This window comes from Actinomadura syzygii (genome assembly GCF_008085905.1).
GTDB lineage: Bacteria > Actinomycetota > Actinomycetes > Streptosporangiales > Streptosporangiaceae > Spirillospora > Spirillospora syzygii.
Map to the genome: position 1 here is coordinate 143,524 of NZ_VSFF01000006.1, position 14,329 is coordinate 157,852.

General features: G+C 72.3%; 6 protein-coding genes. All 6 read right to left on the reverse strand.

Going from position 1 to position 14,329, the window contains the following annotated elements; translation table 11 throughout:
• Positions 1 to 314: 314 nt before the first annotated feature.
• Positions 315 to 1,394 (reverse strand): DUF8189 domain-containing protein, encoded by a 1,080-nt coding sequence (locus FXF65_RS16050; RefSeq protein WP_148350764.1) that lies wholly within the window; start codon positions 1,392 to 1,394, stop codon positions 315 to 317.
• 177 nt (positions 1,395 to 1,571) lie between these two features.
• Positions 1,572 to 2,699: a hypothetical protein gene (locus tag FXF65_RS16055; RefSeq protein WP_148350765.1), complete on the reverse strand. Its 1,128-nt coding sequence runs from the start codon at positions 2,697 to 2,699 to the stop codon at positions 1,572 to 1,574.
• 184 nt (positions 2,700 to 2,883) lie between these two features.
• A complete protein-coding gene (locus FXF65_RS16060; RefSeq protein ID WP_148350766.1) occupies positions 2,884 to 4,743 on the reverse strand; it encodes a hypothetical protein in 1,860 nt (619 codons plus the stop codon).
• Positions 4,736 to 9,982: a hypothetical protein gene (locus FXF65_RS16065; protein ID WP_148350767.1), complete on the reverse strand. Its 5,247-nt coding sequence runs from the start codon at positions 9,980 to 9,982 to the stop codon at positions 4,736 to 4,738. Before FXF65_RS16065 ends, FXF65_RS16060 begins: the two co-directional genes overlap by 8 nt.
• Positions 9,963 to 13,163, reverse strand: a complete 3,201-nt coding sequence (locus FXF65_RS16070) for a hypothetical protein (RefSeq protein WP_148350768.1) — start codon at positions 13,161 to 13,163, stop codon at positions 9,963 to 9,965. Before FXF65_RS16070 ends, FXF65_RS16065 begins: the two co-directional genes overlap by 20 nt.
• The gene (locus FXF65_RS16075) at positions 13,160 to 14,314 is read right to left on the reverse strand and encodes a Kelch repeat-containing protein (RefSeq protein WP_148350769.1); all 1,155 of its coding nucleotides are present in this window, start codon (positions 14,312 to 14,314) and stop codon (positions 13,160 to 13,162) included. Before FXF65_RS16075 ends, FXF65_RS16070 begins: the two co-directional genes overlap by 4 nt.
• Between the last annotated feature and the right edge of the window lie 15 nt (positions 14,315 to 14,329).

Below are 14,329 nucleotides of genomic sequence, written 5' to 3' on the forward strand. Positions count from 1 at the left end.
AAGCGGATCAACTTCGTCTTTTTCAACGGGTTTTCTGTCTTGCCCACGCTTTGACAACTGCGTCGAAATGCTTCTGATCTGGCGGTCACATGCGTCCCACCAGCCTCAGTAGCCCCAGCGGTTTAGAAGGGTCCCCCGGAACCCCCGCCGATCGCCGCCGGAATGCGCCGCGTCCAGCCGGGTGCGGCACCGCCGTCACGGCGCCGCGGGGAGCGTCACGGGCGCCTGTTCGCCGCTTGTCCAACCGGTAGGAGATGGCGGCGTTGGAAAGGGTGGGCCCCGCCGTCGTTACGACGGCGGGGCCGGGGAGTGTTCTAGTCGATGGTCGGGCCGGAGACCGGGCTGTAACCGGCGAACGGCGGGCCGCCCGTGGTGAAGGCGAGCGTGTTGTTGGGCTGGCGGGCCAGCAGGTACTGGGTCGTCGGGCCTCCGTTGGGCTGGAGGGTGAAGGCCGCCGGGTTGCCGGTGACCGATCCGTCGACGCGCTGGAAGCCCATGTAGGCGCCGTTTCCGGAGTTCTGGGGGTTGACGTAGACGGCGTTGTCGCCGCCTCGGACGTAGAGCGCCCGGGAGGTCACGGCGATGTCGCTTGTGGCCGTCACGCCGTCCAACGGCTTCCAGGGCGTTCCGCTGAACAGGTCGCGGGTGTAGACCCGGTTGTCCTCTCCGCGGGCGAAGATCGCCAGGGCGTTGATCGGGTCGCTGTCCCTGATCGCGATGTTGCTGGTGACGCGCATGTTGTCGATCGCCTGGAAACCGGAGGCGCCGGTCGGGCTGATCTGGTTGAGGTAGACGCGGTTGTCGCTGCCGCGGACGAAGATGCGGACGTTGCCGCCGATCGGGCCGATCAGCCGGCCCGCGGTGATGTCGCTGGTGATGAATCCGCCGAGGCTGCTCCAGCCGACCCAGGAGCCGCCGCGGCGGACGTTGGTCCACACTGCGCCTTCCGGGCCGCGGGCGAAGATCCGCACGGTCCCGGTCGGTTCGTCCGCCGGGACGATCGACTCGATCTCCCCGGTGACCGTCAGGCCGGACACCACCGAGTAGCCGGAGACCGCACCGGACGGTGCGACATGGTTGGCGTAGACCTGGTTGTCGCCGCCGCGCACGAACAGGTCCGTGCCGTTGGACGTCGCCACGGCGGACGGGTCACCGACGATGAACCCGCCGAGCGACTGCAGGGCGGCGAAGCCGCTGCCCGAACGTGCGGCGTAGAGCAGCGCGCCGTCGGAGCCGCGCACCGCCACTCCCTGCGCCGTCTGATTGGCGAGCCGGTCGTAGGCCACCTGCGGCGTGCTGAGGTTGGGGAGGTCGGCGGCGTAAGCAGGAGGCGCCGCCGCGGTCGCGGGACCGGCCGCGGACAGGGCGAGAGGCAGCGCACTGGTCACGGCCACCAGTGCGACGCCTGCCCGGACGGCTCTGCGGAGCCAGGAGGAACGTTGCATCAAGAGTCCCCTCATCACATCGGAAGTGACTCTTATTCGCCGCCGAGGCGCACCTGGATGATCGAACCATGGCCATGCAGCGCCGTCCGGTGGCCGAGGGCCACCGGACGGCGTCGGTTCATCGGATCACGGGTGGGTGAGCAGGTTGGGACTGCCGGCGTTGGTCGCCCAGATGATGTGGGCGCCGGGTGTCGTGGCGAGACCCTGAATCGAGTTGTTGGTGCCGGTGGTCGGTGCGGGCGCCTGCGTCCAGCGGGTGCCGTCCCAATGGATGAGCAGGGCGCTGTAGACGCCCGCCGGGTCGCCGTCGGTGAAAGTGAAGGAGTTGCCGCCGGCCCAGACGTCGTTCGAGCCCCGCGCCGTCACCGCGGCAAGCGCGCCACTGCTGATGCTGTTGGACGAATTGGACCCGTGGTCGAACGGGCTCGGCACGATGGCCCACTTGCTGCCGTCCCAGTGCTCGGTAAGCGTGAGGGGGGTGCCGAAATTGCCCTGGTTACCAACCATCCACACGTCATTGGCAGCAATGGCGACCACGCCGTTCGCGACGGGCGCGTTGCTGTTGGAGAGACTCCCCGTCTGCGCCATTGGGACGACGCTCCAGGAAGTGCCGTCGTAATGCAGGGCATACAGGCTGTCAGGAGCCGACGACAGATGCCCCCACGTTCCGACTGCCCAGATATCGCTGGCAGACCGTGCGCTGACGGCGCCGAGCGTGGAACTGAAGAAGTCGTCGGTGGCTGGGGCGGGCACGGTGATGCGGTTCCAGGACGTGCCGTCCCAGTGCTCGACGAGCGCGAACCGTCCGTCGGAACCCACGGCCCAGGCGTCAGAGGCACCGACGGCGGCCGCGCTGTTCAGCCCGGCCCGCCGTCCTGAAATGGCGGGGCTGGTCGAGATGCTCCACTCGCTGCCGTTCCAGTGGCTGATCTGCGGGTTCGAGATCCGATATCCGGTGGCGCTCACGCGCCCCACGGCCCAGGCGTCCGCCGGTCCACGGGTGGCGAAGGCGTTCACCCGTCCAATCCCGTTGGGCGCCGCGATCTGCTGCCAGGTGCTCCCATTCCAGTGCGCGAATCCCGAGGTGCCTAATGCCCACGCGTCCGTATCGCTGGAACTGCTGATGGGGCCGCTGACCCCTGTGGCGGGCGACGCGGTCCATCCGCCGGCGGCCTGGGCGGCCCCCGCAGACAGGACGAGGGTGGCGGCGGCGACAACGCCGCCGAGCCAACGTGTCCAATGCTTGGTCATCATGCGATTCCCTTCCGGAAGTGGCTGATCGCCATCTCTGGAGTGGGCACGCGCGCCGCCTCCGCCCGGTTCAAGCGTTCCAGCGGCAGGATCCGGCCAACGAGCGGCTAAGGCTTCGAAGCTGCGGCCTCCGGCATCCCTAACGCGACCGACCGAACACCAACGAGGCCGCAATCGCCAGCACCGCCTATGCGGGTGGGGCTGGGGTGTCGGTCAGGGTGTCGAAGCGGAGGCCGCTGGAGCCTTCGCCTCGGCCTACGCCGCGTTGGGCGCTGAGCCACAGGACGACGCGGCCGTCGCGCCAGCGGGTGCGGTTGAAGGCGACGGACAGGCGGGTGCCCGCCTGTGGGACCTCCTCCTCGTTCACGAAGTACTGCTTTGCCGCGTCGAAGCCGTAGCGCAGCAGGGTGGTGCGGGCCGGGACGGGCTTGCCGTCCACGACGCCGGGCATCGCCGCGCGCTGGAGCTGGATCTCCCGGTTGTCGCCCGGGACGTGCACCGGGATGAACGGGATCCAGTGCTCGGGGATCGTGTTCATCGCCTGGTAGGAGATCGGGGCGCGGGGCGGGTCGGCGGGGGACGCGGGTGGCGCGTGGCGTTGGCGGAAGCGGAGGGCCTCGGCGGCGGCCTCGCTGCCGCGGCGTGGTTCGCCGGTCGGCATCCGGACGGTCTGCTCGATCCCCCAGACCAGGTTGGCGTTCTCGTCCCGGATCAGCAGGACCTCCTCCAGCGCCGGGCCCTCGGCGACCTTCGGGACGCTCGGCGGCAGCAGGAGGTCGGTGTCGGCGGGGACGTGCGCGGAACCGATGGTGTCCAGGGTGAACATCGACCAGCGCCGCTGGTCCTCGTCGTCGCCCGCACCGGCGGGGGTGATCCAGAGCTTCTCGCCGAAGACGTCCGTGACGACCAGGCCGCGGATCTTGTTCACGGTGCCCGCGGGCAGGTCGCAGGGCAACTGGTACCAGTCGTTGCTGAACACCAGCGCGAATTCGAGGAAGATCAGCCGCGCCAGGTCGGTGCTGTCGGGACGGACGGCGGCGAAGTTGGTGCGCCCGTCCTCGATCGCCCACCAGCGCGGCAGCGGCATGCCCGAGTAGCGCACCGGGGCCGGGAAGACCGTGCGGCTGAGCGTCTTCTCGGGCGGCTTCGTCCCGCCGAGCGGGGCTCCGGGGTCGACGGAGAAGGCGTGCCAGTCGAGTTCGCCGCCGGGGTACTCCTGGGCCTTGACGACCTTCTCGGCGCCGCCGGGCACCGAGGCGGAGACGGAGAAGCGGTGTTCGAGACGGCGCGGGTCCCAGGTGGCGTCCCCGTCCGGACGGTCGGCGGTGACGCCGGTGGGCTGGTCGATCAAGGCGTCGAACCAGGCGACGAGCCGCTTGCCGAGATTGTTGAGCGTGGTGCGGTGCAGCAGCCCGTTGATGCCGTCGGCGGCGTTCCCGCCGTCCTTGACGTGCCGGTAGAGCAGGTAGCCGTCCATCCGGCGGCCGGCGATCGTCTGCATCGTCGCCCACACCTCGGGGTGCGCGAGCCGGGCGGTGTCCTCTTCCCGGGGATGCTCGGCGTCCGGCAGCTCGATCGGGTACTTGTCGAGGTACTGCTTCTCGAAGCGGAAGAGGTCGAGCCCGAGCAGGTTGTTCTTGCCGAGCAGCTTCAGCCACCGGTGGCCGATCATCAGGCGCAGGTCGAAGGCGATCTCCTCGGCGCCGAACGCGAACGGCAGCGGCCGCCGCTCGGCCATCGTCTCCAGCGGCCTGTCGGTGGGCAGGTCCTCGACCGGGCCGCCGGCGGGCCGGAAGCGCGTGGGCCGGGACGGGCCGACCGAGTAGGTGGCGGTGACGGGCGAGCCGCCGTCCGTCCCGCGGAACTCGCCGAGCTGCCACTGCCGGGTGAGCATCCACAGCGGGTCGCGGACCTCGACGCGCAGCGCCCGCTCGAAGTCGGCGGTGCGCGGACGTCCCTCCAGCCGGTTCCACACGCCCACGGTCGGGTGGAGGCGCCGGGCCAGTTCGTCGGCGAACGTCGAGGGGACGGGGTTCGGCTCACTCATGGGCGGCCTTCCAGCGCAGGTTGGCGATCGCGAGGTCGGTGCTGACGGTGATCTGCCGCCGGGTCGCCGACATCACCGTGGCGGGGAGCATGTGCGCGTACGCCGTCCCGTCGAGGTGCCCCGGCTCGACGGCCCGGGTCTTCGCCAGGTCGAACGTCTCGGTGACCGCGTCGACGAGGTCGGCGGGCGTCCAGCGCCCGGCGGGGTCGCGCACCGGCGGGACGACGAGGAGCATCGCCTGCGGCGGTTCGGCGTCCGGGCCGTCGTAGTGCACCGCGATGCCGGTGGTCTCGCGCTCGGCCGGGATCACCTCGGTCCACTCGTCGAACACCAGCCCGCACTGGTCGCCGTTCAGCGGGGCGGTGTAGTGCGCGGTGAACAGCAGCCGGTCCTCGGCGAGCTGGTCGGGCAGGTTCGGGTCCTTCGCGAACTCCATGGCCAGCCAGTGGTCGCCCGCGACGTACGGGAACTGGACGGGCGTCAGCGGCGGCTCCTTCCAGCCGAGGACGCCGAGCAGCCCGCCGGGCCCGAGCAGCCCGCTCGCGAGCATCAGGGTCTTCTCCCACAAGCGCGGCTTCTCCCTGATGCGGGCCATCCCGTGCAGCCAGTCGTCGACCGGGAAGTCGCGGGCGGGCGAGAGGTGCGCGACGAGCTTGTCGCCGTCGTTGCGCGCCTTGCTCCACTGCTGGAGGAGCGGGCCGGGCGCGGTGAACTGGGGCACGGCCAGCACGTCCTCGCCGAGCAGCGCCTTGAGCGCGTCGATCGCGGCGCCCACCCGGTCCGGCCCGGGGATCGCCTTGTCGTAGACGGCCAGCGCCTTGGTCGCGGCGTCGCCGCGCGCGGACAGCTCGTCCATCAACCGCCCCGCGCGGGTGAGCAGGTCCCTGCCGAACACGACGACCTGGTCCTGGAACGGCGCGAGGTCCAGCCCGGCCGGATCGACGTCGGTCAGCGGCAGCAGCGCCGCGACGTCGGCGAGCAGGCCGCTCAACGTCGTCTTCCTGGTCTTGGCGATCTGGTTCAGGGCTTTGAGGCGGTCGGCGAAGCGGGAGCGCAGGCGGCCGACCCGGTCGCGCAGTTCGCGCGCGGTCGACGGGCGCGGGCCCGGCTTGGTGGTGAGCAGCCCCTCGGCCTGCTGCAGGATCTTGAACCGCTCCGCGGCGGGCGTGGACGCCGGCAGGTGGTCGTACTGGTCGAGCAGCGCGTCGGCGGCGGCGAGCGCGCGGGTCATCCGCGCGGCGACCTCGGCGACGGCGGCCAGGACGGCGGCGAACACCCCGCGCCGCCACAGCGCCAGCTCGCCCCATCCGCTGCGCACCAGGCCGAACCCGCCCGCCGCGACGGTCAGCTTCGCGTAGCGGGCGAGGAACGTGTCGATCCCGCTGACCAGCGCGGCGCGGGCAGGGTCCGCGCCGTCGGGGTACAGCGGCCCGAGGTCGGCGATGAGGTCGGTGACGTCGTCGCGCAGGTCGGTCAGGGCGTCCAGGACCTTCGCCGGACGTTCGCGCGGCAGCGCCACGGCGTCGTCCGCGGACCGGTCGAGCGGCGCGCTCCCGGCGGCCGGGACCAGGTCGCGCGGACGCAGCGGCCGCGCGGTCGTCAGCAGCGTCCGCAGGGCCGCGACCAGCGGGGACAGCTCGAAGAAGCCGATCTTCCCGGCGAATCCGGGGCCGTTCTGGTCGGAGATGCGGGTGGTGTACTCGATCGACAGCTCGACGTCCGGGCGCGGCTTCGCCTGGTCGATCACGACGCCGAGGATCCGGTCGTCCAGGTCGGTCATCGCGGCCTCGTCCGCCGGGCGCAGCGCCCAGAGCAGGTCGATCGGTTCGAGCCCGGTCTCCTGCTGGGTCACGAGCCGCTGCTTCTTCGTGCCGTCGTCCGGATCCCGCCAGGTCACCAGCGCGGCGACCGTCGTGGGGTTCGGCAGGACGGCGGGCAGCCAGGCGTTCACTCCCGGTTCGGCCATGCCGCGCGGCGCCCCGTTGCCGGGCGGACGGCCCGCCATGAGCTGGAGCCCGAGGCGGTGCGTCAGAGTGGTGCCGCTGCGCGGGGTCTCCACGACGGACGGTGCGGGCGCGACGCCCTCCTTCGCGTAGGCGTCCAGCGTCGCTGAGGCTCGTTCGGGGTGGCCCTGCAACGCCTGGTGGGTGCCTTCGGCCACGGCGAGGTCGGCGAGCGCGTCGTGCACGTCGCGGAGCGCGTCGATCTCCTTGCCGATGTCGCCGACGACGCCCGCGTCCGCCTGTTGCAGGTCCGTGAAGCCGAACGGGTAGTGCTGGTCGGCCGCCGGCAGCGCGTTGACGTGCCGGAGCAGTGCCAGCCCGTCGATCACGTTGCGGGCCTCGACCTCTTCGATGCGGCGCGGCCGGGCCGGATCGTCCGAGGCCGGGACGGTCTCGTCGATCTTGTTGGCGCGGAGCGGGAACTTCAGCCGGAGCCCGGCGATGTAGCGATCCAGCCCGGCGCGGCGGTCGTGCAGGCCGCGCTCGAAGCGGTAGCCGAGCAGCGCGCCCAGCGACTGGCCCTGGCGCATCCCGTCCAGGATCGTGAGGGCGAGCCGGACGCGCTCGGAGCTGAGGTTCACCGCGAACGCGCTGGTGTCCGGCGTCTTGTTGGCCATGTACCCGGCGCGCAGCACGGCGGCCGTGCGGGCGTGGGCGGGCGACGGCGTGTGGACGTAGCCGCCGTTGTCCGGGTCGAGCGGGATCGGCGCGGTCCCGAACACGATCGCGAGGTCGGCGGGCGGCGTGACGTGGCCGGCCTCGTCGCTCGTCCGCCGGGCGACGTTCTCCAGCCAGCCGTACGCGCCGAGATGGACGCCGCGCTTCGGGGCGTCCGTGCCGCCGGGGCCGTACCGGAGTTCGGCCAGCCGCTCGTTCGCCAGCCCGAGCCGCCAGGCGTCGAGCCGGTACGTGGCGCAGTCGACGTGCTCGGCGAGCACCCGCTCCAGCCGCGCCGTGGGCAGCCCGGCGAGCAGGCCGAGCGCCTTGATCTGCTCGTCGAGATCCGCCGTGGCCGGGTGGGTGCCGAGCACCGTGCGGAGGAACTCGTGCACCAGCACGGACTGGCCGCCGGTCATCGCCGGGTTCGTCGAGTAGAGCGTGCGGTACCGGCTCTCGCTCAAGATCGTCTGGCCCGGCCTCGGGATCTTGATGTGGACGAACGGCGCGTCCCGCGCGTCGGGCGCCACGGTGCCCGGAGTGGCCAGGGCGAGCCGTCGCGCGGCCTCCGCCCAGCCGAGCAGCATCGCGTGCCGCGCCAGCAGGTACAGCAGGGCCGAAGGCGGCAGGTTGTCGAGGAAGCCCTTCTCCTCGCGCACCTTGTCCAGGTCGGCGCGGGCGTTGTCGGCGAGCCAGCTCAGGTAGTTGCGGCCGTCGCCGGTGTACGCGCGGATCGGATCGGTCTCCGACAGCGGACGGTCGTCCACCAGCGGCGCCAGCAGCGGATGGTGGACGTCGGTGAACAGCCGCCGCAGCAGGTCGGGGTCGGCCGCCGGGTCGCTCGTCGGACGGCCGAACCGGGCGAGCAGCGCGCGGATCGGCTGCGGCATGGTCAGCTGCCGCTCCAGGGCGTCCTTCACCTGGGGGCCGAGCGCGCGGAGGTTCTCCCGGTTGAAGACGTCCTCGACGCTCTGCGCGTAGCGCTGGTGGAACTCGGCCGAGGTCGGGTGCAGCGCGAGAATGTCCAGGAGGGCTTGGTGCGGGTCGTCGGCCGTGCCGTCCAGGTGGGTGACGTGTGCGAGCGCGTTGTGCCAGTCCTTCGCCGCCTCCGTGAGGACGACGTTCAGCGCCTTGCGGTGCTTCGCCGCGTCCGGCCAGGCCAGCCGGGAGAAGACGGTCGTCGGCAGGATCCCGTACGGCTGGCGGCCGATCTTCACGGCGGAGAGCGGGCCGCGTCCGGACACGTGCGCGACGAAGAACGACCTGGTCTGCGCGATCTGCTCGTCGCCGAGCACACCATTGAGCAGCGACCGCAGGTAGTAGCCCCAGGTCGCGGGCCACAGCGCGGTGTGCGCGGCGCGTGCGTCGCGGCGGTCGGTGCCCTCGGCGTTCGGCACCCCGGCGAGCACCGCCGGGTCGAGGCCGAGCAGCTCGGCGAACCACTCGCCGTCGGTCTTCGTCGTCCAGTCGGCGGCGGTGGCGGCGAACCCGGCCGCCGTCGCGAGCCCCGCCTCGGCCTCGGCCGCGGCGTCCTGACCGGCCGGGGCCTGCTCGGTGTTGTTCGTCGGCGTGCCCTGCGGCAGCAGGCTGAACCCGGCCGGGCTGCGGAGCTGGCGGGTGAGCAGCCCGCCGAGCGCCGTCGCGGACTGCTCCGGCGTGGCCTGCTCCCGCAGCCCCAGCACGACGAGCCGGTCGACGCCGTTCCGGAACGCGGCTTCGAGGGGGATCCGGATCCCCATCCCGGCGTTGACGGCCTCGTTGAAGTCGGTCAGCCAGCGCAGCGCGGGCGGGACGGTCAACGCGCCCGTGGTCTCGTCGATCTTGAGCTGGTTCGCCTTCGCCTCGCCCGGGTCCGGGCTGACCGCGAGCTCCGCACGCACCGGGCCGCCGGGCTTGGAGAACACCTGCGCGCCGTTCACGTACCCGAACGCGACGAACCGGTCGGGCAGCAGCGTGGCCTTCGCGGCGACCGTCCAGGACTGCGGCGCGATCTGGTCGGCGGCGGGCGGCGGCAGGACGAGGAACGACACCACGACGTCGTTGCCGCTGGTGACGGGCGCGCTGTCCACACCCTGTGGACGGCGGGCCCGGATCGCGTCGGCCCGGGTCTTCCCGACCGCCGCGAGCAGCGCGATGTCGGCGTCGCGCAGCTTGGCGCGGTCGCCGTGCGCGCGCCAGACGGCCGTCCAGTACGTGACGGCGGGCTGGCGGTCGTTCGCCGCGGGCGCCGCGGCGCTGACGATCACCAGGACGGTCGTCGTCAGCGGCACCCCGGTCGGACGGTCCGCCGGGTTGGACGGACGGCGGCCTTGCAGCAGCCACCCCGCACGCCCGGCCGGGACGCGGGCGACCAGTTCGTGCCAGGCGGCCCGCTCCCCCACCGCCGCCCCGCCGGACGCCCATAACCCCGTCCAGTAGGCGTCGAGCGCGGCGAGTTCGGCGCGGGTGGGACGGGGCTCGAACTTGTCGATCGCCCACTCGTCGGGGAAGACCCGGACGAGCAGCTCGGTCCGGGTGAACCGCGTCTCCACGCGGACCGGCCCGAGCAGCACCGGGAAGTCAAGGCTTAGGACGGGCATCCGGCAGCATCTCCTGCGCGTGTACGGCCACCAGGACCGGTGCCTGGAAGAGGATGTAGGCGACGTCCGCCGAGCTGATGTCGGACCGCCAGCCCACGAGGATCTTTTCGTCGTCCCGGCGCTGCTCCGCCTTCTCCTGGTCGTCCTCGTCGCCGTTGAACTCGGCGAGCTCGACCTTGATGTCGGCGTCGAACTGGATGAAGCGGTGCCGGTCGTGCGGGTCCACGCGGTCCCACGTCAGGTCGTTCCACACCTCGACGGGGACCGGGTCGCCGGGCTGCTCCTCGTCCACGCCGAACCGCGGCTCGCCCGGACGCTCCTTGATCACGAAGAACCAGCCGAGGTCGCCGCCCCGGCCGCGCGCCTCGTCGGCGTCGAGGTCGAAGCCGAGCAGGTAGACGTCGGGCTCGACCTTGGCCTCGTAGATCGGCAGCTTGACCAGGTCCGACGGCGGGGGCAGGTTCTCCGGGAGGGGCGCCAGTTCGCGCTCGCCGCTGGTGTCGGGCACGCCCCGCACGACGGGCCAGGCGGCCTTGTGCGCGTAGATCGCCGCGTTCGGATACTTCTTCAGAAGCTCGCCGCGAATCAGCAACACGAGGTCGTTCTTCCGGCGGCTGTTCCCGCCCAACGGAGTGGTGGTGCTCCATTTGTGGATCGGCGGGATGTCGTACAGCCGTTCGCGCCGCTTCGCCGCGGACTCGCCCGGCTGCGGCATCGCCGCCCTCGGGTCCCAGAACTGGCGGAACGGCGTGCCGCGCATGTCGGTCGGGAATTCGCGCCAGAGCATTTCCCGCGCCATCTCGTGGTTGAGCCCGACGAGGTACGACTCGATGAACCGGCGGTTGTTCTCCAGGAGGGTGATCGAGTTCGCCGGGATCAGCCCGAGGTTCGGCACGAACGTGTCGACCGACATCTTCAGCAGGTCTTCGTACATCGGCATGTCGAACACCGGGTAGGCCATCACCTCGGTCAGCTCGGCCAGCTCGCCGCTCACGGGTCTGAGGCGCTCCGGGAGGTTCATCGAGGCGATCAGGTTGTCCACGACGGTCTTGTCCGAGCGCAGGCCGGTCATCATGTCGGCGGTCGCGTCGACCACGCCCAGCTTCGGCGGGTCCTCGACGTGGCCGCCCGTCTCGGCGTCGCCCCAGCCCGCGTACAGCTCCCGCAGCGCGTCCTTGTACGCGGCGGCCTCCGCGCTGTCGTGGTCCCCGACCGGCGTGGTGGCGGTCTCGCCGTACTCGCGCAGCTCGAACAGCGGGTTGCGGGCGAGGACGTCGACCGGGTCGCCGGGCGGCTTCGGCGGGAGCCGCGCGTCCAGCTCCGTTGGCGTGACGACGGCCGCCGGGGTGCCCTTCGGGGACGCGGCCGTGACCTCCAGTTCGTCGATGCGGGAGACGAGCGTCTCGGCGGGCCTGACCTCCGGGAATTGGAGCGTCCTCATCAGCCGCGAGCCCGGCCGGGTGATCCGGCGCATCGCCGGGGAGACAGGGGCCGCCGCGACCCGGCTGCGCGCGACCTTGAACCCGACCGCCAGTTGCTCGCCGAGACCCACGAGACCTTCGCCGAGGGCGGCGAAACCTGACTCGGGGGCGCGTTCGACCACTCGTCCGTGCGCGGGGGCGGTCAGCGTCAGCGTCCTGGCCGAGGGCAGCGGCGGCGGATCGGCGTCGGCGGCGAGCGGCGCCACGGGGACGGCCGGCGGCTCGAAGTGCTTGTCGTGCAGGCGGTTCCCGACCTCGCGCGCGAGCTGCGCCGCCCGGATCTTCTCGTTCGCCCGCTGGGCCTCGCCGAGCTGGTTCCAGGCGGCGTCCATCAGCTCGTCCTGCCGCTTCTGGACGACCTGCGCCCCGAACTGCGCGGCGACCCGGAAGCGCGGGTCGAGGTTGAGCCGATGCACCCAGTCGCGCAGGACGTCGTCGCTCACCGGTTGGCCGTCGGCGTCGACGAGGAGTTGCGGCATGAGCGCGTGCCAGCGCCCGTACAGCGGCGGCGTGATCACCGGGTCGGGCTGCGCCGCGAGGTCGGAGACGTGCGGCGCGAGCGCGGCGTTCGCCATCGTCGGCGGCTGGTGCTGGTACGCCTCGGCCAGGTTGATCAGCCCGGCCATCGCCCGCTGCCACTGGTTCGGGTACTGCGGCGCGGGCGGAGGCCGCAGCCTGTAGTAGTTGTCCCAGTTCTCCCAGTCGTCGGGGTTCTCGTCGGAGTCGGGCAGTTGCAGCGCGCCGCCGAGCTTCAGCACGCCGTCCGGCTGGGTCGGCGTGGTGACGCCGGGCAGGCCGAAGCCGGGACTGCGGTGCGCGTCCATGTCCCGGCGGCCGACCGGCTCCTTGGCCTCCAGCGGTTTCAGCAGCCGGACGAGGTACTCGAAGTCGCCCACCTCGCCCGTGGTGAACGACCAGCGGTGGTAGTAGGGCAACTGGCCGGTGGCCACGGTCTGCGGAACGCCCCAGCTCGGCGTCATCGCCGGGATCGCGCCCGGCGCGAGGCCGAGCCCGGCGCGCCGTCCCGTCTCGAACGCGGGGACCAGGAACGCGTCGTACGTCGTCTTGGGCGAGAGGTGGCGCGGGCAGACTACTCGTGAGCATGCGCTGTCCGGCGCGTCGCGCAGGACGCGGCCGAGGTTCGTTAGCGCCGCGCCCATGTTGTTCGGATCGTCGATCGCCAGCGGGATGTCGAGTTCGCCGTTGACGTGGACGTGCGCCCACGCCCCCAACTCGGCGGCCGGTTGCAGGGCGCGCGGGTCGGTGACGGTGATGGACGGCAGGGGGCCGCCGCCGGGCTGCTCCTTGAACTCGGTCCCGGCCAGCACGATCAAGGCGAGCCACGGCGCCAGCCGCTTCGTGCCGCCGTCCGGCGGGGCGGGGCTGTACCGCCACGGGAAGACCTCGTCGTAGAACTCGATGTGCGCGAGGTAGTTGGGCTCGAAGGTGGCGATGGACGGCAGCGGCTCGACCCGCGAGATCGCCCGCGGGTCGACGCCGATCACGTCGCCGGGGCCGTAGATCTGCAACGGCTGCTCGACGAGGCGGTTGGGCGGGTCGTCGCCGTCCTTGAGCGCGTCCCCGGTCAGCTTCAGCCTGACGTTGATCGTGGCCCGGGGCGCGGTGCCCGGCGGCTGGGTGATCCGCGTCGTCAGGCCGGTCCGCAGCCAGGGCAGGAAGGAGTAGGCGTTCGCGCTCACGAACCGCTCCCGCGCCGCTCGGACGTCTTGGTCAGCTCGGCGCCCTGCCCGGCGGCGGCCGCCAGCCCGGTACGGGCCACGCCGCCCGCGACGAGCACCTTCGCGCCGGAGGCCGCGGCGGCGAAGCCCCACCGTCCCGCGGCGAGGCCCGCCACCTTCGTCCACGCTCCGGCGGAGTACTCCAGGGCGCTGCGGTAGCCCGCCTCGTCGTGGAGGTCGTCCGCGCCGCCGACCACCAGGACCTTCCCCGAGCCGAGCGGGACCGCGCGGTGCGACGACCTCCCGGCGGGCATCGGCGCGGTCTCCTGCCAGCTCCCCTGGGTCAGGTCGTACACCTCGGCGGTGGCGCGGGCGAACGGGTCGAAGCTCCCGTCGCCGGGCGCTCCGGGCGCGCTGCCACCGGCGACCAGCACGCTGGTCGCGGACAGCGCCGTCGCGGTGTGCGCGCTGCGCGGATGGTGCAGGCTGCCGGTCGGCGTCCAGGTCTTGGCGTCGGTGTCGTAGAGCTCGCAGAACGCCAGCGCCGGATCGTCGCCCGTCCCCACCGGTACGCTGCCGCCGCAGACCAGCACCTTCTTGCCGTCCTGGAGGACGACGGCGGTGTGCCCGGTGCGGGCGTCGGTCATGTCCTTCGCGGCGGTCCACGTCTCGTCCGCCGGGTCGAACAGCTCCGCCGATCGCACCGCCATCACGGTGCCGCCCGACCTGACCGTGCTCCCGCCCGCGACGAGGACCTGGCCGTTCGACAGCAGCACCGCGCTGTGCCCCCAGCGGGCGGCGGCCATCGGATGCGCGGTCGCCGTCCAGGCGCCCTGCGCCGGGTCGTAAAGCTCGGCGGTGGCCAGCGCGGGCGCGCCGGGACCGCCCCGGCCGCCCGTGACCAGCACCTTCCCGCTGGGCAGCAGGGTCAGGGCGTGCAGTTGCCTGGCCGAGCCGAGCAGGACGGGCGCCGACCACGTGCCCTGCTCCAGGTCGAACACCGCGCTCTGCCGCACGGCGGCGGACGCGGCATCGGCACCGCCCGCGACCAGCACCTTCTTGCCGTCCTTGAGGACCACGGCGGTGTCGTGCTGGCCGGACCAGCTCACCGCCGCGACGTAGTCCGGAGCGGACGACCAGGCGTCGGCGGCCGCCAGCGTGGCAGCGGTCATCTCGTCACACCCTTC

What these genes read in the sequence shown, in the direction of transcription:
- FXF65_RS16055 (WP_148350765.1), bottom strand. Translation starts at nt 2,699, where the DNA reads ATGATGACCAAGCATTGGACACGTTGGCTCGGCGGCGTTGTCGCCGCC.
- FXF65_RS16060 (WP_148350766.1), bottom strand. Translation starts at nt 4,743, where the DNA reads ATGAGTGAGCCGAACCCCGTCCCCTCGACGTTCGCCGACGAACTGGCC.
- FXF65_RS16065 (WP_148350767.1), bottom strand. Translation starts at nt 9,982, where the DNA reads ATGCCCGTCCTAAGCCTTGACTTCCCGGTGCTGCTCGGGCCGGTCCGC.
- FXF65_RS16075 (WP_148350769.1), bottom strand. Translation starts at nt 14,314, where the DNA reads ATGACCGCTGCCACGCTGGCGGCCGCCGACGCCTGGTCGTCCGCTCCG.